A 17,800-nucleotide genomic window follows, 5' to 3' on the forward strand; every position below is an offset into this window, starting at 1 on the left:
TCTGCGCAGGAGGAGCCGCCCGGAGCACGCGGAGGCGGCGCGGTCCGGAGAACCGGCGTGGTCCGGAATACCGGCGTGATGACCCGTCAGACGAATCGGTCGTCCCGAAACGAACCAGTTCCTGCCGACCGGTCACGGCGAAGGAGGACAGGGTGCGGGCACTGACGTGGCACGGCAAGCGGGACGTGCGGATCGACACGGTCCCCGATCCGAAGATCATCGAACCGACGGATGTCCTGGTCAAGATCACATCCACCGGCATCTGCGGTTCCGACCTCCACCTCTACGAGGTGCTGGGGCCCTATCTGGAGCCGGGCGACATCCTCGGCCACGAGCCGATGGGCCTCGTCGAGGAGGTGGGGCCCGAGGTGACCGCGCTCGCCCCCGGCGACCGGGTGGTGGTGCCCTTCAACGTCTCCTGCGGCTCCTGCTGGATGTGCGACCGGGGCCTGCACTCGCAGTGCGAGACCACCCAGGTCAGGGAACACGGCATGGGCGCCTCACTGTTCGGCTACACCAAGCTCTACGGCCAGGTGCCGGGCGGTCAGGCCGAGTTCCTGCGGGTGCCCTTCGGCAACACCCTCCCCGTCAAGGTCCCGCACGGCCCCCCGGACGAACGGTTCGTCTACCTCTCCGACGTCCTGCCCACCGCCTGGCAGGCGGTCGCCTACGCCGACCCGCCGCCGGACGCCCACGTCGTGGTCCTCGGCCTGGGCCCGATCGGCGACATGGCCGCCCGGATCGCCCTGCACCGCGGAGCCCGGCAGGTGATCGGCGTGGACCTGGTGCCCGAGCGGCTGGCCCGCGCCCGGGAACGCGGCGTACACACCCTCAACGTCGACGAGCTCGGCGCGGACCTGGGTGACGAGGTCCGCCGGCTCACCGACGGCCGCGGCGCCGACGCGGTCATCGAGGCCGTCGGCATGGAGGCCCACGGGGCCCCCGTGGCGAAGGCCGCGCAGCAGATGGTCGGGCTGCTCCCGGACCGGCTCGCGGAGAAGCTGATGTCGCGCGCCGGGGTCGACCGGATGGCGGCCTTCCACGCCGCCGTCGACGTGGTCCGCCGGGGCGGCACGATCTCCGTGGTCGGGGTCTACGGCGGCGCGATGGACCCGCTGCCGCTGCTCACCATGTTCGACAAGCAGGTGCAGCTGCGGATGGGGCAGGCCAACGTGCGGCACTGGGTGGACGACATCCTGCCGCTGCTCGACGACGAGGACCGGCTCGGCGTCGAGGGCTTTGCCACCCACAAGCTGCCGCTGGAGGACGGGCCGCAGGCCTACAAGACCTTCCAGGCCAAGGAAGACGGCATGATCAAGACGCTGCTGCAGCCCTGACCGGCCGGCCGCCCGCCGGCACCGCGCACCGGACCGCCGGCCCCCGGGCGCCGCACTCGGCCGAGCCGTAGAAGGATGCGGACGCGAAGTCCTGGCAGAGTGGACGGTGGCACCCGTTCCAGGAGGCGCATCGCCATGCCGGTCACACCGTCCGCCGTCGCCGTACGCGGCACCCCGTGCTGGGTGAGCCTGACCACCCACGATCTCCGGCGTGCCCAGGACTTCTACGCGCAGGTCCTGGGCTGGACCTTCCGGCCGGGCGGGCTGGGCGAGGAGTTCACCGTGGCGCTGACCGACGGCCGGCCGATCGCGGGGGTCACCGCGCTGGGCGCGGACTGGCAGGTGTCGGTGGCCTGGACCCCGTACTTCGCGGTCGCGAGTGCGAACGACGCCGCGGGACGGATCCGTGAGCGCGGCGCCACCATCGCGGTGGGCCCGCTGCGGCTCGGCGCCGGCCGGGTGGCGCTCGCCGCGGACCGGGACGGTGCGGTCTTCGGCGTGTGGGAGGGCCACACCCCCGCCTGGGCCATCGGCCGCGGCAGCGCCCCGGTCTATCTGGACCTGCGGACCCGCGACGCCTTCGACGCCACGATCTTCTACGCCGAGGTGCTCGACTGGGCCTCGGAGGAGCCCGGCGGGGTCGAGGTCGCGTACGAGCACGGCGAGGTGCTGGTGCGGGACGGCAGCCAGGTGGTGGCCACGGTGCGCGGCGGTGTCATGGAGGCCGCCCCCGACCCGCACATCCGGCCCCACTGGCACGTCCAGTTCCCCGTCGAGGACGTCGAGAAGGTCGCCGCGGCCGCCATCGCGGCGGGCGGCCAGGCCACCCATCTGACCCCGCCGGCCGACCCCGCGGTCGGCCAGGCGCTGATCCGCGACCCCGACGGCGGTCTTTTCACGGTCACCACCGGCTGACTCCCCCTCGGATTTTCCGCTCGCGCATACGTCCGGCTTTCGCGGGCAACCGCCTTTTCATCGCCACAGAACGGCCAACCGTCGTTCGACGGAAAGACCTTCGGCAGATGACCTCTACGACGCACGACAGGCGGGATCATGGCGACCGAGGAAAGCACCGTGGAAAAGGTGGAAGCGGGCGCGGCACACGAGGAAAGCCTCGCGCCGACCGAAACGGAAACGGCGCACAGCGGACCGGATCGTATCGCCGCTCCCGCGGCAATGCGCCTCGCCGCCGGGCAACTTGCCGAGATGCTCAACTGCGCACCCGGCTCGGTGTCCGCGCTGAAGGCCTCCGGTGACGGCTGGCTGGCGGACGTGGAAGTGGTGGAACTCGAAAGGGTTCCGGACACCGCCAGCGTGATGGCGTCCTACCGCGTCCGCCTCGATGAGCAGGGCCATCTCATGGAATACGCGCGCATGCGCCGCTACGGGCGGGGCCAGATCGACCGCTAGGGCGGCAGCTGCGATTCCCCCACACGGCCATGGCCCGCTCCAGTCAACTGGAAGGGACACACAAGACCGTGACTGCCATTCAGCAACAGACACAGGCCGCACCGGCCGGCGGCAGCGGCTCCGGCACTCTCTACGACGTCCTGGAGCTCATTCTCGACCGCGGGCTGGTCATCGATGCCTTCATCCGGGTCTCCCTGGTCGGCATCGAAATACTCAAGATCGACGTACGCGTCGTGGTCGCGAGCGTGGACACCTATCTGCGTTTCGCGGAGGCGTGCAACCGGCTCGATCTCGAATCGGGCCGCAAGGCGCCGGAACAGCTCACCGATCTCGTCGGCCAGGCCACCGAGAGCGGCGCCAAGGGAAAGTCGAAGGGCGCGCTCGCAGGGGCCGTTGAGGCGGTCGGCGAATCCCTCCGCAAGGGCCACGACGAATCCGAGGAAACCGAGAAGCGTCCGGCACGCAAGACGTCGTCGTCCGCCGGCCGCCGCACCGCCCGCCGGGAGGAGTAACCCATGACGACGTACGTCTACGCCATCACCGGCGCCGGCCATCCGCTGCGACTGTCCGGCATCGCCGGGGTGGGCAACCCCGCGGCGCCGCTGCGCACCGTGCGGACCAAGGACCTGTGCGCGGTGGTCAGCGACGCCCCGGCGGAGCTGCGCGCCAAGCGCCGGGACGTGGCGGCCCACCAGGACGTCCAAGAAGCCCTGTTGGCCGACGGCAGTTGCCTGCCGATGCGCTTCGGGCTGGTCGGCCCGGACGACGAGCAGGTCGCCGCCGTACTGGAGGAGCAGCACGACACCTACACCCGGCGGCTCGGGGAGCTGGCCGGGTGCCGCGAGTACCACCTCAAGGTGACGCGCGACGAGGAGGACCTGCTGCGGGAGATCCTGCGGGACTCCGCCGAGGCGCGGCGGCTCAACGACCGCACCCGGCAGAACTCCGGAGCGTACGACGACAAACTGGCGCTCGGCGAGCTGATCTCGCAGGAGGTCCGGGCCCGCCAGGACCGCGCCCGCGCGGACATCCTGGCCCGGCTCGCACCCGCCGCGGAGCGCATCGAGGACGGGGAACCCACCAAGCACCACTTCCTCACCACCTCGTTCCTCGTCGCGCGGGCCCGGTCCGCCGTCTTCTCCCAGGCGGTCCACACCGAGGCCGAACGGCGCGGCGACCAGTACACCTTCCGGCTCTACGGCCCGCTGCCGCCGTACAGCTTCGTCTGACCGCGCCCCGGGCCGTGCCCTCGGCACCGGGGACACCGACCGAGCGGAGGTCCGGATGGGACTGCTCACCCAGCTGCTGACCCTGCCGCTCGCCCCGTTCCGGGGCACGGTCTGGGTCCTCGACCAAGTACTGCTCACCGCGGAGCAGGAGTTCTACGACCCGGAGCCGGTCCATGACGAACTCGCCGAACTGGAACGGCAGTTGGTCGACGGCCGGATCGGGCCCGAGGAGTTCGACGCCCGCGAGGACGAACTGCTGGACCGGCTGGAGTGGCTCCAGGCCCGCCGGCGTCCACCACAAGGAGGCTGAACCGCACATGTCCGACCCGCTGACCGGGCCGGGAGGACCCGCCTCGCCCATGAGGGCATCCCCCGCGCCGTCCCCCTACGGCCGGGCGGGGGCCGGGCCCGGCTCCTCCACCAATCTCGCCGACATCCTGGAACGCGTCCTCGACAAGGGCGTGGTCATCGCCGGCGACATCCAGATCAATCTGCTCGACATCGAGCTGCTGACCATCAAGCTCCGGTTGCTCGTCGCCTCCGTCGACAAGGCCAAGGAGATGGGCATCGACTGGTGGGAGCACGATCCCTCGCTCTCCTCCCGGGCCCGCCCGGCCGAAACCGGGCCGCTGCCCATCGGCCACGAGCGGGCGGCGGTCGAAGGAGAAGCAGGACGCGAAGCAGGACGAGAAGCCGGGCGGGAACAGCAACAGCGAAGGGAGGAGAACCGGTGAACGGCCCGTGGCACAGCTATGTCTACGCGGTCGGGCGGGACGGCGGCGACCTCGACGCGGTGGCCGCCGGGCTGACCGGGCTGCGCGGGGCGCCCCTGCGGACCGTCGCCGAGGACGGCCTCACCGCCCTGGTGTCCTCCGTCCCGGCCGACGACTTCGACACGGACGGGCTCACCGAGCGGATGGCGGACCTGACGGAGCTGGAGGCGCTGGCCCGCGCGCACCACGAGGTCGTCGAAGCGGCCCACGCCCGTACGACGGTGTTGCCGATGCGGCTGGCGACGGTCTACCTCGACGACAGTCGAGTGAGCGCGATGCTGTCCGAACGGGCCCCGGAATTCGGCGAGTTGCTTACCTGGCTCGACGGCCATGCCGAGCTCGGGGTGAAGGTCTACGCGGACCCGGTGCGCGCCCGGGTCGAAGCCGCCCCCGCCGCGCCGTCGGCCGGGTCGGGCCGCGCCTATCTGCGCCGGCGCCAGGACCAGCGGCGCCTGCGGGACGACGCGTACCGCGCGGCCGGGGCGGTGGCCGGCGCGGTCCGGGACACGGTGGCCCCGCTGACCCGGGGCGTGGTCGCCCACCGCCCCCAGCAGGGCGAGCTGGCCGCCGGGCCCGGCGAGAACATCGCCAACGAGGCGTATCTCGTCCCCCGCACCCGCGTCCGGGAGTTCCACCAGGCGCTGGCCGGTCTGACCGGGAGCGACGCCGGCGTACGGGTCGAGATCACCGGCCCGTGGGCGCCGTACTCCTTCGCGACCCGGCCGGCGGAAAGCGGCGCGGCATGACGGGCGGCAGCCCGGGGCGGGCGGCAGCACATGACAGGGCGGGTGGCAGTCCATGACGGGCCGTGATGTCGCGGTGCCGGCCGGCGGCTCGTCCGGGCTCGGCGAACCGGCCGGAATCGCCGGCCCGCAGATCGCCCTGATCGACCTCCTCGACCGGCTCCTCAACGGCGGCGCGGTCCTCACCGGCGACCTGGTGCTGTCCATCGCCGATGTGGACCTGGTCCGGATCAGCCTGCGCGCCGTCATCCACTCGATCGTGCAACAGGACGCATCCCCGTGTCAGGAGGCACCCTTTTCTCAGGAGGCATCCCTTTATGAGGCAGGACTCCACCGGGCCGACGGCGCCCAAGACCCTCGCCCAGCGGTTGGAGAGCGACCCGGAGACGGTCGAACGCGATCTGATCAAGCTCGTGCTGACGATCGTCGAGCTGCTGCGGCAACTCATGGAGCGCACCGCACTCCACCGGGCGGACCAGGGCGACCTGACGGAGGATCAGGAGGAGCGGGTCGGTATGACGCTGATGATCCTCCACGACCGGATGTCGGAACTGTGTGAGCGCTACGGCTTAACGATGGACGACCTCAACCTCGACCTCGGCCCCCTCGGCTCCCTGCTTCCGCAGAACTCGCGCTGAATCCTCACAGCCCTGAGTCGTCACAGCCCTGAGCCGTCACAACCCTGAGTCGTCACAGATCCGTTTCCCCAGAAGTCCCCACAGACGTTCCCACGGAAGCTCCCACGAAAGTTCCCCACAGACATTCCCACGAAGTTTCGGTCACGAAGTCTTCGTTCACCCAGAGGAGGAAACCCATGGCACCCCTGCTACTCGTCCTGCTGCTCGCGCTGCTGCTGTTCGGCGCCGGCTTCGCGCTCAAGGCGCTGTGGATCGCCGCCGTCGTCGTGCTGGCCTTCTGGCTGCTCGGCTTCCTGATGCGGTCGACCGGCGCCGGTGGCGGCCGCGCCCGCTGGTACCGCTGGTAGCCGGCGGTCCGCGGCCGCCCGCGCCAGGTCGTCCGCCCGCCCGCCGGCCCCGATCAGACCGGTGGCCGTGACATCGCCGCGGGCCGCCATCTCCGGCACCTGGCCGCGGAACAGGCGGGTGACGGCGGCCGGGAGCCCGGCCCGGGCGAGCTGCGCGGCGCGCAGCCAGGGCTGGGCGTAGACGGCCGTGGCCCGCCGCTCCATCCCGTGGACGATCCGGTCGGCGACCGCCTGGGGCGAATAGATCCGGCCGGCGGGCCACGGCAACCGCAGCCGCAGCTCCCGCAGCACCGCGGCGTCGATCATGTCGGTCTCCGCCCAGCTCAAATAGGCGACACCGACCTCGACGCCGCGGTGCGCCACTTCGGCCCGAATCGCGTGGGCGAACGCCTCGACGCCGGCCTTGGAGGCGCAGTACGCCGACATCATGGGCGCCGCGGTGATGCTCGCCAGGGAGCCCATCTGCAGGAAGTAGCCGCGGGTGGCGAGCAGTCCGGGCAGAAAGGCCCGCAGGGTGAGCGAGCTGCCGATGAGATTGACCTCGATGACCCGGCGCCAGACGGCGGGGTCGGATTCCAGGAACGGGCCGCCGGCCGCCACACCGGCGTTGGCGACCACCACGGAGGGGGGACCGAGGCCGCGCTGCACCCCGTCGGCGACGGCGGCCAGCGCGGCCTCGTCGGTGACATCCGCGAACCAGTAGTGCGTCCGCCCCGGGAACGCCTCGGCGAGCCGCTCCAGTCCGTCCTCCTCCAGCCCGACCAGAGCCACCGTCGCGCCGCGGCGGACGAGCGCCCGGGTCATGCACTCCCCCAGCCCGCGGGCGGCCCCCGTCACCACCACGACGCGCCCCGCGAGCGACTGCCGCTGACCGGTCATCGCACGTCACCCCACTCCCTCATCACACTCCACGAACGGGCCGAAAGGCCGGGCCAGGAACGCCGGTTCAGGAACGCCGGTTCAGGAACATCAGGACAGAAACGTCGGAACAGAAACGTCAGGGCAGGGGTGTCCCGCCGGTGGCATTGACGATCTCGGCGGTGATGTAACTCGCCTGCGGGGAGGCGAGGAAGACATAGGCGGGGGCCATTTCCGCGGGCTGTGCCGGGCGGCCCAGCGGGGCCTGTTTACCGAATGTCGTGGTGTCCGGAAGCGTCGCCGGAATCAGCGGGGTCCAGACCGGGCCGGGGGCCACCGCATTGACCCGGATACCGTCGGACGCGAGCATCTGCGCCAGACCCTGGGTGAACGTGACGATGGCCCCCTTCGTCGTCGCGTAGTCGAGCAGATGCGGACTGGGCTTGTAGGCCTGCACCGATGTCGAATTGATGATGCACCCGCCCTCGGGAATGTGCGGCAGCGCCATCTTGCACAGCCAGAACATGGCGTACAGGTTGGTCCGCATCACCCGGTCGAACTGCTCCGTGGTGATGGCCTGGATTCCGTCCGGCTGCGACATCTGATAGGCCGCGTTGTTCACCAGGATGTCGATCCGGCCGAACTCCTTCACCGCGCGTTCGACGAGCAGCCGGCACTGCTCCTCCTCCCGGACGTCGCAGGCCAGCGGCACGGCCGTACGGCCCGCGTCCGTGACGAGCCGGGCGGTCTCCTCGGCCTCCTTCTCCTCCTCGGGGAGAAAGGTGAACAGCACGTCCGCGCCCTCACGGGCGAATGCCAGCGCGACGGCCCGCCCGATACCGGAATCCCCGCCAGTCAGCAGCGCCTTGCGCCCTTCCAGGAGTCCGCTTCCCCGATACGATTCCTCGCCGTGGTCGGGGGGCGGGTCCATCGGCCCGGTCCACCCGGGGTGCTCCTGCTCCTGGTCCGGGAATTCCGGCTGCGGATATTTGGTGACCGGGTTCTCGGCGTTCGCGGGGCCCTCGGGGCGTTCCCGGTCCTCCGGGGCTGCCTTTCCGTCTGCCATTTCGAGACCTCCTGGTGCGCGCACGGACGAGTGAGCCGCGGACGAGTGGGCCGCGTAGCGGATCCGCGGCCGCGTACAGAATCCGGGTTCCCGACGGGCCCGATTTCCACCATGCGGCAGCCGGTCTTTTCGCGCAGTGCGAGGCATTTCGGGCTGTACGAGCACCGGGACCGTTTCGGCGGTCTCCCTGCGGGCACTCGCCCGTGAGAAGAAAGCAATCGAAGAGTGTGAAGAGAAGGAGGCCCCTCGTGCTCACCGCGATCGCCGATGTTCTCCGCGCCATCGGTGGCGCCATCGCCACCGTCGTGACGCTTCCCTTCAGGGCCGTGGCCCGGCTCTTCGGAGGAGCCTCGGACACCGCACACGGGCACCACTGATCCAGGCACCGCCGATCCAGGACCGCTGATCCAGGCACCACTGATCAGGCCCACGGCTTCCCGAAGTCGTCTGGGGGCTGGGGGCTCTCGCCCCCGCGGCTGCCCGGCTGCCTGGCTGCCCGACTTCAGGGATTCTGCGGGTCCACGCCGGTGTGCGCCTCGGCGTCCCGGCCACCGCTGGGCCGCCGCGCGGGGCCCTTGGGCTCCTTGCGGTGCATCCCCTTCTCGTCGGTCCGGGCGGCCCGGCGCTCGCCCGGCTCGGACTCGCTCTTGACCTCGCTCGCCGGGGACACCTTCTCCGTCCCGGTGTCCTCGGTCTCCTTGCTGCGGTCCCGCTTCGGCGCGTAACGCTCGGGGTGGAACGAGCGGTGCGCACTCTCGTCGGCGTGCTGCTCGGACTGGTCGATGTCCGGTGACCAACCGTGCTGCTCGGTGCCTTTGTGCATGCTGTGGCCCTCGCCCATCTTCGGGTGCGAGGACTTCCGGTGCTTGGCCACTTCCACTCCTCGTATCAGGCGTCCCGGCGAGCCGCGCTCGCCCGCCCCTGTCTCCAGGCTGAGGGCCATCCGGGCCGTCCGCACCTCAGCCCGCATCCGGGGGCGGCCCGCTGCCGCTCCCCAGTGGTCGCCTCACCGGATTACCGCAACGCTGGAAACCGAAGCCGCGGGAGCCATGGATGGCCGCGGGCCGTGCAAGGCCGTACCAGAACCGTGCGATGGCCGTACCAGAACCGTGCAACCGCGTGAAGGAGGTGCGGAAGATGACCCCCGATACCGCCGCGCTCGTCCGGCCGCGTCCCTTGATGACCCTCCCCGGCGTCTACGCGCCACAGGACGACACCCGACTCCTCCTGCACGCCCTGTACCGGGAAGGCATAGGCCCGGGTACCGAACTGCTGGACCTGGGCACGGGCAGCGGGGCCCTCGCGCTGGGTGCCGCCCGCCGCGGGGCCCGGGTCACGGCCGTGGACATCGCCTGGCGGGCAGTGCTGACCACCTGGCTCAACGCCCGGCTCGCCGGCCTGCGCCTCAGGGTCCGCCGCGGCGATCTGGCCACCGCCGTCCGCGGCCGCACCTTCGACCTGCTCGTGAGCAATCCGCCGTACGTACCCGCCCCCGGCCGCCGCCCACCCCGGGGCGCGGCGCGGGCCTGGGACGCCGGACGCGACGGGCGGCTGCACATCGACCGGATCTGCGACCTCGCACCGGCGGCGCTGCGCCCCGGCGGGGTGCTGCTGATGGTCCATTCCGGGTTGTGCGGCACCGGGGACACCCTGTCGCGGCTGTCCCGGTCCGGGCTGCGGGCCGAGGTCAGCGACCGTGCGCACATCCCGTTCGGCCCGGTCCTGCGTTCCCGGCTTCCGTGGTTGCGCAGCAACGGTCTGCTCGACATGACGGGGGACAGCTCGCCGCACACAGAGGAACTGGTGATCATCCGTGCCGAACGTCCCTGAGCGCCGACCGCGCCGCATCACCCTCACCCGGGACGGCCCGATGCTGGTGGAAGGCCCGGTGGAGGTGGTCTGCGACGACGGTTCCGTCGCCGTCTCCGACCGCTTCGTCGTCGCCCTCTGCACCTGCCGGCGCAGCCACAGCTACCCCTGGTGCGACACCAGTCACCGCCGCCGCGCACGCCCCACTCCGGAGCCGGACCCCACCCAGGAGCCGGGCCCTACTCCCGAGCCGGGCCCCATCACCGAGCCGGGCCCCACCCCCGCGTCAGGCACCCTCCCCGAGTCAGGCCCCCTCCCCGAACGGGAAGGAGACGCGCCATGAGGCCGGCAGCCCCCCTGACCACCTCATCCGGCACGCCATCCACAACACCGCTTCCGCTTCCCGGCCCGGCCGGCCGGCCACAGCTGCCCCGCCCCCAGGGCAAGCTCTCGGCCGCAGTCCTCTCGGCCCTCTCCTCGCCTTCCGCATCCGCCCCCCACTCACCACGCACATGCTCCTCCCTGCGGACGCCAGGAACCGACCCCCTGCTCACCACCACGGAGACGGAAGCCCAGCACGCCGACCCCTACGGAGCCGACCTCCAGCTCGCCCTGTATGTGCTCTACGAACTCCACTACCAGGGCTTCGACGGCGTGGACGACGACCGCGAATGGGATCCCGCGCTGCTGGCGGTTCGGAGCGCGCTGGAAAAGGTGTTTCTCCGGGCGCTGCGGGCGGACGTCCCGTCCTCCGTCGGCGCGGCGGAGGCGCTGGACGGCCTGCTGGTCGAACCGGTCGCCGACGACGGCACCAGCGTGAGCCACCATCTGCGGCGCGAGGGCCGGCTGTGGCAGCTGCGGGAGTACGCCGCCCTGCGCTCGCTGTACCACCTCAAGGAGGCCGACCCGCACGCCTGGGTCATCCCCCGGTTGCGCGGCCGCGCCAAGGCCGGGATGGTCGCCGTCGAATTCGACGAGTTCGGCGCCGGCCGCGCCGAGGACATCCACGCCCAGCTGTTCGCCGACCTCATGACGGACCTCGGCCTGGAGACCGCCTACGGGCACTACCTCGACCTGGCGCCCGCTGAAGCGCTGGCCACGGTCAACCTGATGTCCCTGTTCGGTCTGCACCGGTCGCTGCGCGGGGCGCTGGTCGGTCACTTCGCCACCGTGGAGGTGACCTCCTCCCCCTCCGCGCGGCGCCTCGCGGACGCCATGCGCCGCACCGGTGCCGGCCCGGCGGCGGAGCGGTTCTACGACGAACACGTCGAGGCCGACGCGGTGCACGAGCAGGTGGTACGCCGCGAGGTCGTCGAGGGCCTGCTGACCGACGAACCGGCTCTCGAACCCGATGTGGCCTTGGGCATCGGCGCCACCGTCCACCTTGAGGACCGACTCGCCGCCCACCTCCTCGACGCCTGGCGCCACGACCGCACCGCACTGCGCGCCCCACTTGCCGTCACCGGCGGCCGCTAGTCAGACCCCCGAGATTCCGAACCTCCGAGAATCCGGACGCTCAAGCTTCCGCACCCTTGACAATCCGAAGCCCCGAGAATCCGAACCCTTGAGAGTCAGCAGCCAACAGCCAACAGTCAGCTCTCAGCAGTCACAGCCAGCAGTCAGCAGCCAGGAGGTGTCCGCACATGGACGAGACCGCCCTCACCACCCCGGTGGCCACCGCCCGCGCCTCCCTGGCAACGGCCGGGGCCCATCTCCTTCCCGCGGCCGTCACAAGGTCCCTGCTGGCCGCCGACGGGGCGGCCTGGGCACACTTCGCCGCCCACTGGGAGGAGCTCTCCCCGGACCGTTACGCCGCCGAACAGGGCACCTGCCGGCTACGCCGGTACGGCCAGTTCGCGCTCACCCCCGCCACCGGCGAACTGTCCCACCTCCCGCACCTCCCCTTCGTCCAGCCCGACCGCACCAATCCGCTCTACGGCGGTGTCGACCGCCACTTCGAGCCCCTCACCGACGCCTTCACGGCCGACCCCGTCCTGCGCGCCGTACTGGCACTCCTGGGCCGCCTCGCAGGCGCCCTGGATGCCACGGTCACCACCTGGAACGCCAAGGTCCATCCGTTCCGGGTCGTCGCCGCGGCGGACGGCGCGGGGAACCCCACGCCTGAGGGCAAGCACCAGGACGGCGTCACGCTGGTGTCCTCCCTGCTGGTCCACCGCAGCAACGCCACCGGAGGCCGCAGCACCGTGTACGCCCCGGACGGCCGCGAGCTGCTGTCCCTCACCCTTGACGAGCCCGCCGCGCTGCTGGTGTCGGACGACCGCAGCACCCTGCACGGCGTGTCCCCGATCCGTCCGCTGGACCCCGCGCGCACCGCTCATCGCGACGTTCTGGTGACCACGCTCATTCCGCAGATCCGCTCGGGACAGTCCCGGGCTGCCGGCCCTCCGGCCGGACGGTAGCGGTATTGACGGAGCGGGCCCGGCGGTCCCAGCTCTTCCCCGCCTCGGTCCGGAATCCGCCGAGGTCCTTCGGCGAGAGGGTCGGCCCGAAGGTCAGATGCTCGCCCTGGTGGCCGGGCTCCTCGTACAGCTCCACGGCGAACCGGCTGAAGTTCACCAGCGACTGCACCACGGCGGCGAACCCGTGCTCCGCGAGATCCGGCACGGGCTCGTCGGCGACCAGCACCCGCCGGGCGTCGTCCTCCCCCTCATTGAAATGACCGCCCTCGTAGAGGGCGTAGCAGTGCGGCGGGCAAACCGTGGTCCCGGACCCCTCGATGACCTTCACCGTCATGGGTGCCTCCTCCTCACACTCGCTCTCCCTCGCCCGCGGCCGGCCGGGGCGCCACTGCCCACCCCGCCGCCCTCCTGTCCTGTCTACGCCGTGCCCGCCCCACGCGCGACTCCTGGCAACACACCAACGCGATGAGCGCCAACGAAGGCGTTCAGCTTGTCCGTTACGCCCCCAGACAGGCCCCGACGGACGCCACCCGCGGCCTGGATGAGGTACTCCTCGGCCGGCGCGTCCCCACCCCTCCGAGCATTGCCGTGCAGCGGCGGCGCGCCGTCCCAGAGTTCGGCGGTCCTGCCCAAGTAGCCGCTCCCGATCCCTCTCGATCCCGTCCGCGGTGAACATCGACCGCGGCGGTGCCCGTCCACGACGAGACACGAATCGCAGCTGCGGACCCTCAGGTGCCCCGTGCCGACTCCCCCGGTGCCAACGCCTTCATGCCGGCTTCCCCTCGTGGTGCGACTCACCCCGACGTCTCATACCGGCTTCCCTCATGGTGACTCCCGGTGACGGCAGGTGGCCCACTGCCCGTATGGCGGGGGCTCGAACAAATCGGACGGGGTCGAGCGGACAGGACCGGACGGGGCCGGACGGGAGCGAGCCACCGGACGAGAGCGAGCGGTACCCACCAGCCGACCAATCGCACCTTTTGTAAGGTTTTGCCCTGATGACTTCGGGCACGGGCCGAGAGAGAGCCCTCCCAGAGACCTCCCCAAAACAGAGGAAAGGCGGAGGCGACCATGCCCGAGCCTGGCAGCAAGAAATTCGACAAGCGGCGCGCGAGGCTTCGTAGCGAGGCCGAGGACCGCGGCATTCCGGACAAGCACGCCACGGAGGATGCGAAGGAAACCCTGGAGAGCGACCCGAAGTGGCGCAGCCAGGGACCGCGGACCGAGCGGGGCCGCGGCCCCAAAGGGGAGCGAGACCAGCGGAACGACTGACGGAACGACCGACCCCAGCGGAACCGACCGGAGCGGAGAGGGACGCCATGTCGAAGAACCCCCAGCAACCCGAAGTACGCCGTAGCGACAAGGGGGCGACCGTCCAGGACGCCGCCGAGACGAAGGCCGACACCGATCGTCCGGTGGGCCCCGGCGGCAGCAGGAAGACACACGGCACCGACAAGGGAAGCAAGGGCGGCGGCCGCGGCGGCGGTGTGCCCGAAGAGCAGCGCCCCGACCACCCGTAACGTCACCAACGTCATCCGCGTGCGCGCCTGAGCACAGGTCCCGGAGACACGAAACGGCCCACAACACGACGCAGCGCGAGCAAGAACTCAACGCCGAACGCGACCGCGACTGCGACTGCGACTGCGATCACGACGCGATACGCGACGCACACGCGCCACAAGACCCGCGACGCGACGCGCACGCGATAGGACCGGGGCGCCGTGCCGCCCCGGTCCTTCCTTGGCCCTTCGTTTCGATCGTCGTTTCGATCGCCGTTTCGATCGTCGTTCCGATCGTTTCTCGCTCCGATTGCCTCCCCGATCGCCTCCCCTCACTCCTGGCGTCAGGTCCACCCTCATCGCTCGGGGTGCCACGGCGGCACTCACTCACGCCTCGGCGAGCAGTCCCTTCCGCAACTTGGTGCAGGCGCGGTTCAGCAATCGGGAAATGTGCATCTGGGAGAGGTTGAGCTCCTTGCCGATCTCGGCCTGGGTCATCTCCGCCCCGAACCGGAGCCGGAGCAATGTGCGTTCCCGCTCGTCGAGCTGCGCGAGATGCGGCTTGAGTGCCTGGATGTTCTCGGCGAGGTCGAGCGCGGGGTCGGTGCAGCCCATGAGGTCCGCGACAAGCCCGGTCTGCTGCTTCCCCGCGGTCTGGATCGGCCGGTCGATGGAGTCGGTGTCATAACCGTTGCAGGCGATGAGCCCCTCCCGCACCTCCTCCTCCGGCAGCTTCAGATGCGCGGCGAGCTCCGCCGCCGACGGATCATGGTTGTTGGCGGCCTCCAGGTCCTCGAAGGCGCGCGCGAGGTCGATACGGAGTTCCTGCAGTCGGCGCGGCACATGGACGGACCAGGTGGCGTCACGGAAGAAACGCCTGATCTCCCCACGGATGTACGGCACTGCCAACGTGGTGAACTCCACGTCCCGGCAAACGTCGTAGCGGTCTATCGCCTTGATGAGACCTATGGTGCCCACCTGCAGAACGTCCTCGGCACTCTCCCCCCGGCTGCGGAAGCGCCGGGCGACGTAGCGCACGAGGGACAGATTCATCTCGATCAGCGTGTTGCGCACGTACTGGTATTCGGGGGTGCCCTCCTCAAGGACGGCGAGTCGCTCGAAGAACACCCTCGACAATTCCCTGGCTTCACTCGGCGCAAGGCGCTGCGGCTCATCGATCGGCGGCAGAGACACCGACGGAGCCAGGGCAGCGCTCCCCTTGGACGTAGTGGTGGCCGGGGTCGCAACCGCAGTCGCTGCTGTCATGGTGCCGGTGCTGGTCATGCTCGGGCTCCTAGCTGTTGACTCGGTCCCCGTCTGCAGTCCCCCCTCGACCCGCCTCTACCCGACGACTCCCGAGGCATGTCCCGAAACCCGCCATCACCTCATTGTCGTCGGTCTGTTGACGCCCGACCGAAGGTTGCGAACGCGGCGGAAGGTACGGGTGGTGCGGCGTGCCGAACCGGCCTCAGCGGTCACCGCGAGGTAGAACAACGCTGTGGGTGAGGCAATTGAGCCGGAGGAAGCGGAACCGCTTCCCGGACTGTGTGGACTGTGTGGCGCGAGCGTGGTGGACGGGACCGGGGTCCATGCCATCGTTCCGGATTCCTCGGCAATCCATGTCCACGATCCGGCACTGGACGGAAACCGGTCAGTGACGGCCTGTTCCACGGCGCACCTCGGCGAACTGCAACAGCATTACCACGCACGTCCCTTCGTGAATGCCGAGCTGTGGGCCGGGAAGATCGCCCGAGCGCTGCGCCGGCACCCGGAGGGTCTTTCCCGGGAACGGCTGGTCGCCGAAACCGGACTCAACCTGCTGCAAATCGACGCCGCAGCGAACTGGACCAACCACCGCCCCCGCCACCATCGCCATCACCGCACGACGCCCCACAACGACACCCCCGAGGCACCATAGCCTTCAGGCTCACGAGGCCCATCCATCCCCACCCTCCAAATTGACGCCCCCTCACCCCGCTCCTCCCCCTCCCAGCTCCCCTCGTCTCACTGCCACGGCAAGTCGTCGACCTGCCGACAGGTCAGCCCTCCTGCCGACAGGTCAGTCCTCACCGTCCTGGTACTGAAAAGTGAATCCGAAGGCCCCGCCGCCCAGGACTCCCAGACCGACCAGGACCACCCACAGTCCGTACACCACGCCCAGAGCGGCAACCGCATAACCGACCGCCACGACCACGGAATACCTACGACGCCATACCGCCGCAGCGATGAAGGAACAGGGCCCCCTTCTCACGGCCCATCCACCCCTCGGCGCATCGGGCAGTCCTCACCGACTCCCCTGATCCCGACTCCGCCCCCGGGCCCGTCCCCCGACCCGCCCCCGGAGAGCGACACCGACACCGGCACCGACACGACCGCACCCATCGCCACCACTGGATAGTAAAAACCGAATGCGGCGTATCACGGCCGACCCGCGGCCGCCACAGGGAATTTGCAGCCAGCGGTCGCCAGCCCTCGCCTTCCCTTCCCCGCGGCCGACCCCTGACCGCCGGCTCGTCCCAGAATTGCCCACGCACTCACCTAAGTGATCACGCCATGCCTCTCCATGGGCTTCGCACAGGTCGACGGCAGAAGTTGCCCGTGCGTCACACCGGGACCACAGTTAAGAGGGGAACATATGCGAGATCGGAGCACATCGTGATCGTTCTCGGAATTATCTTGCTGGTCATTGGGTTCGTGACCGGCATCGGCATCCTATGGACCATCGGAATCATCCTCGCCGTTATCGGGGCGATCCTCTGGGTCCTCGGAGCAATGGGTCACGCAGTAGCCGGCCGACGGCACTACTGGTAGCGCCACACGCCCGCAAGCGGAATGCCGCACGCGGGCCAGGGACCCGCAATTCCTCCGCCACCCCACGGTGGCGGAGGAATTGCGGGATGCGCATTTCAGCCCATCGGCCATCGCGGCACCCCCAACACTGATCACAAACGCGCCAGACGCCACACAAACCGCATCCCCGCGCCCCTCCCTTTCCCCTTCCCCATCCCTCCCCACCCACCCCCACCGCTCTTCCGCCTGCCCCGACTACCCCACCCACCACCTCACCGCCCCATCACCACTCCACTCCACTCCACTCCACCGCCCTCCATCCCACCGGTGAAACTGGTCTTTTTCGGGCAAACTTCCTGTATGAGCACTCACCACCCTGATCCGGATCCTCGCGAAACCCCGGGCCTCGGCCCCGGAGGCGGCGTGCCGCCGGGCGAAACCCCACCGGGCGAGGACAGCACGGGCTCGGAAACCGGCCCCCGCGACCTCCCCACCCGCGGATGGGCCAAGGGCCCGGCCATCATCCTCGGCATCGTCGTCGTCCTCTGCGCGGCGTTCTTCATCGCCTACGCGGTGATCATGGCCCGCTGACCCGGGCCATCGCGCCGCCACCAGAGGCCCTGGCCACTCGCCCCGCAGCCCGGGCCCCCGGATCCCATCCCTCCGGAACCGTCGCCGACACCCCGTCCGCCCCGACCCGACCCGGACCCGGACCCGTTCCCTCACCGCTTTCCTGCACGCGCACGTCCCGCACGTCCCGCCCTGCAAGCGGCAACCCAACCTCGGAGCGTCAGCACCCGCCCTCAGGCGACGGCACCCAACCTCGGAGCGGCAGCACCCGGCCCCCAGGTGACGGCACCCAACCTCTCAGCAGCTGCACC

25 protein-coding genes and 2 pseudogenes are annotated in these 17,800 nt (G+C 70.5%); 21 read left to right on the plus strand and 6 right to left on the minus strand.

What is annotated here, in order from left to right; genetic code table 11:
• The first annotated feature begins 152 nt into the window (after nt 1-152).
• The 11 genes and pseudogenes from AB0E02_RS22290 to AB0E02_RS22340 all read left to right on the plus strand — a co-directional run bounded on the left by AB0E02_RS22290 (nt 153) and on the right by AB0E02_RS22340 (nt 6,477).
• A complete protein-coding gene (locus AB0E02_RS22290) occupies nt 153-1,337 on the plus strand; it encodes a zinc-dependent alcohol dehydrogenase (RefSeq protein WP_362141938.1) in 1,185 nt (394 codons plus the stop codon).
• A 135-nt stretch (nt 1,338-1,472) separates the two neighbouring features.
• Complete coding sequence (locus AB0E02_RS22295) at nt 1,473-2,252, plus strand: VOC family protein (RefSeq protein WP_362141939.1); 780 nt, start codon at nt 1,473-1,475, stop codon at nt 2,250-2,252.
• 138 nt (nt 2,253-2,390) lie between these two features.
• Nucleotides 2,391-2,747, plus strand: a complete 357-nt coding sequence (locus AB0E02_RS22300) for a gas vesicle protein (protein ID WP_362141941.1) — start codon at nt 2,391-2,393, stop codon at nt 2,745-2,747.
• A gap of 68 nt (nt 2,748-2,815) precedes the next feature.
• A complete protein-coding gene (locus AB0E02_RS22305) occupies nt 2,816-3,259 on the plus strand; it encodes a gas vesicle structural protein GvpA (protein ID WP_310726350.1) in 444 nt (147 codons plus the stop codon).
• A 3-nt stretch (nt 3,260-3,262) separates the two neighbouring features.
• The gene (locus tag AB0E02_RS22310) at nt 3,263-3,976 is read left to right on the plus strand and encodes a GvpL/GvpF family gas vesicle protein (protein WP_362141943.1); all 714 of its coding nucleotides are present in this window, start codon (nt 3,263-3,265) and stop codon (nt 3,974-3,976) included.
• 55 nt (nt 3,977-4,031) lie between these two features.
• Nucleotides 4,032-4,286, plus strand: a complete 255-nt coding sequence (locus AB0E02_RS22315; protein ID WP_362141945.1) for a gas vesicle protein GvpG — start codon at nt 4,032-4,034, stop codon at nt 4,284-4,286.
• A gap of 7 nt (nt 4,287-4,293) precedes the next feature.
• A complete protein-coding gene (locus AB0E02_RS22320) occupies nt 4,294-4,710 on the plus strand; it encodes a gas vesicle protein (protein ID WP_362141947.1) in 417 nt (138 codons plus the stop codon).
• On the plus strand, nt 4,707-5,495 hold the full coding sequence (locus tag AB0E02_RS22325) for a GvpL/GvpF family gas vesicle protein (RefSeq protein ID WP_362141949.1): 789 nt from the start codon (nt 4,707-4,709) through the stop codon (nt 5,493-5,495). The genes AB0E02_RS22320 and AB0E02_RS22325 overlap by 4 nt, the downstream gene beginning before the upstream one ends.
• A gap of 73 nt (nt 5,496-5,568) precedes the next feature.
• Nucleotides 5,569-5,760 (plus strand): annotated as a pseudogene (locus tag AB0E02_RS22330) (gas vesicle protein); the annotation flags it as partial.
• Nucleotides 5,761-5,809: 49 nt separating this feature from the next.
• The gene (locus tag AB0E02_RS22335; RefSeq protein ID WP_362141951.1) at nt 5,810-6,130 is read left to right on the plus strand and encodes a gas vesicle protein K; all 321 of its coding nucleotides are present in this window, start codon (nt 5,810-5,812) and stop codon (nt 6,128-6,130) included.
• A gap of 176 nt (nt 6,131-6,306) precedes the next feature.
• Complete coding sequence (locus AB0E02_RS22340; RefSeq protein WP_234442092.1) at nt 6,307-6,477, plus strand: hydrophobic protein; 171 nt, start codon at nt 6,307-6,309, stop codon at nt 6,475-6,477.
• 27 nt (nt 6,478-6,504) lie between these two features.
• Here the strand turns inward: AB0E02_RS22340 and AB0E02_RS22345 are convergent.
• Both AB0E02_RS22345 and AB0E02_RS22350 read right to left on the minus strand, forming a co-directional pair.
• Nucleotides 6,505-7,356 (minus strand): annotated as a pseudogene (locus tag AB0E02_RS22345) (SDR family oxidoreductase); the annotation flags it as partial.
• Nucleotides 7,357-7,474: 118 nt separating this feature from the next.
• The gene (locus tag AB0E02_RS22350) at nt 7,475-8,401 is read right to left on the minus strand and encodes an SDR family oxidoreductase (protein ID WP_362141953.1); all 927 of its coding nucleotides are present in this window, start codon (nt 8,399-8,401) and stop codon (nt 7,475-7,477) included.
• Nucleotides 8,402-8,649: 248 nt separating this feature from the next.
• Here AB0E02_RS22350 and AB0E02_RS22355 point away from each other — a divergent pair, with 248 nt between their 5' ends.
• Nucleotides 8,650-8,778: an LPFR motif small protein gene (locus AB0E02_RS22355; RefSeq protein WP_267881482.1), complete on the plus strand. Its 129-nt coding sequence runs from the start codon at nt 8,650-8,652 to the stop codon at nt 8,776-8,778.
• A 125-nt stretch (nt 8,779-8,903) separates the two neighbouring features.
• On the opposite strand, the gene AB0E02_RS22360 is transcribed toward AB0E02_RS22355, so the two are convergent.
• Nucleotides 8,904-9,275, minus strand: a complete 372-nt coding sequence (locus AB0E02_RS22360; RefSeq protein WP_362141954.1) for a hypothetical protein — start codon at nt 9,273-9,275, stop codon at nt 8,904-8,906.
• A 263-nt stretch (nt 9,276-9,538) separates the two neighbouring features.
• Between AB0E02_RS22360 and AB0E02_RS22365 the strand changes: the two genes are divergently transcribed.
• The 4 genes from AB0E02_RS22365 to AB0E02_RS22380 all read left to right on the plus strand — a co-directional run bounded on the left by AB0E02_RS22365 (nt 9,539) and on the right by AB0E02_RS22380 (nt 12,630).
• Nucleotides 9,539-10,231, plus strand: coding sequence for a HemK2/MTQ2 family protein methyltransferase (locus AB0E02_RS22365; protein WP_362141956.1), 693 nt, complete (start codon nt 9,539-9,541; stop codon nt 10,229-10,231).
• A 16-nt stretch (nt 10,232-10,247) separates the two neighbouring features.
• Entirely contained in the window at nt 10,248-10,553 is a 306-nt protein-coding gene (locus AB0E02_RS22370; protein WP_362142024.1) for a CDGSH iron-sulfur domain-containing protein, read from the plus strand.
• A complete protein-coding gene (locus AB0E02_RS22375; RefSeq protein WP_362141958.1) occupies nt 10,550-11,686 on the plus strand; it encodes an iron-containing redox enzyme family protein in 1,137 nt (378 codons plus the stop codon). Before AB0E02_RS22370 ends, AB0E02_RS22375 begins: the two co-directional genes overlap by 4 nt.
• Before the next feature lie 167 nt (nt 11,687-11,853).
• The gene (locus AB0E02_RS22380; protein ID WP_362141960.1) at nt 11,854-12,630 is read left to right on the plus strand and encodes a 2OG-Fe dioxygenase family protein; all 777 of its coding nucleotides are present in this window, start codon (nt 11,854-11,856) and stop codon (nt 12,628-12,630) included.
• On the opposite strand, the gene AB0E02_RS22385 is transcribed toward AB0E02_RS22380, so the two are convergent.
• On the minus strand, nt 12,572-12,964 hold the full coding sequence (locus AB0E02_RS22385; protein WP_362141961.1) for a hypothetical protein: 393 nt from the start codon (nt 12,962-12,964) through the stop codon (nt 12,572-12,574). The two genes, AB0E02_RS22380 and AB0E02_RS22385, sit on opposite strands and share 59 nt — an antisense overlap.
• A 737-nt stretch (nt 12,965-13,701) precedes the next feature.
• Here AB0E02_RS22385 and AB0E02_RS22390 point away from each other — a divergent pair.
• Both AB0E02_RS22390 and AB0E02_RS22395 read left to right on the plus strand, forming a co-directional pair.
• Nucleotides 13,702-13,902, plus strand: coding sequence for a hypothetical protein (locus tag AB0E02_RS22390; RefSeq protein WP_362141963.1), 201 nt, complete (start codon nt 13,702-13,704; stop codon nt 13,900-13,902).
• 47 nt (nt 13,903-13,949) lie between these two features.
• Nucleotides 13,950-14,150: a hypothetical protein gene (locus AB0E02_RS22395; RefSeq protein ID WP_362141965.1), complete on the plus strand. Its 201-nt coding sequence runs from the start codon at nt 13,950-13,952 to the stop codon at nt 14,148-14,150.
• A gap of 366 nt (nt 14,151-14,516) precedes the next feature.
• On the opposite strand, the gene AB0E02_RS22400 is transcribed toward AB0E02_RS22395, so the two are convergent.
• Complete coding sequence (locus AB0E02_RS22400) at nt 14,517-15,413, minus strand: SigB/SigF/SigG family RNA polymerase sigma factor (RefSeq protein ID WP_362141967.1); 897 nt, start codon at nt 15,411-15,413, stop codon at nt 14,517-14,519.
• Between the two features lie 214 nt (nt 15,414-15,627).
• Between AB0E02_RS22400 and AB0E02_RS22405 the strand changes: the two genes are divergently transcribed.
• Nucleotides 15,628-16,047: a hypothetical protein gene (locus AB0E02_RS22405; protein ID WP_362141969.1), complete on the plus strand. Its 420-nt coding sequence runs from the start codon at nt 15,628-15,630 to the stop codon at nt 16,045-16,047.
• A gap of 141 nt (nt 16,048-16,188) precedes the next feature.
• Here AB0E02_RS22405 and AB0E02_RS22410 read toward each other — a convergent pair whose 3' ends face one another.
• On the minus strand, nt 16,189-16,317 hold the full coding sequence (locus AB0E02_RS22410; RefSeq protein ID WP_362141971.1) for a hypothetical protein: 129 nt from the start codon (nt 16,315-16,317) through the stop codon (nt 16,189-16,191).
• Between the two features lie 467 nt (nt 16,318-16,784).
• Here AB0E02_RS22410 and AB0E02_RS22415 point away from each other — a divergent pair, with 467 nt between their 5' ends.
• Nucleotides 16,785-16,940, plus strand: a complete 156-nt coding sequence (locus AB0E02_RS22415; RefSeq protein ID WP_234442379.1) for a DUF6131 family protein — start codon at nt 16,785-16,787, stop codon at nt 16,938-16,940.
• Between the two features lie 339 nt (nt 16,941-17,279).
• Nucleotides 17,280-17,510, plus strand: a complete 231-nt coding sequence (locus AB0E02_RS22420; protein WP_030417347.1) for a DUF6480 family protein — start codon at nt 17,280-17,282, stop codon at nt 17,508-17,510.
• The last annotated feature ends 290 nt before the right edge of the window (nt 17,511-17,800 follow it).

Source organism: Streptomyces sp. NPDC048196 (assembly GCF_040652715.1).
GTDB classification, from domain to species: Bacteria; Actinomycetota; Actinomycetes; order Streptomycetales; family Streptomycetaceae; genus Streptomyces; species Streptomyces siderophoricus.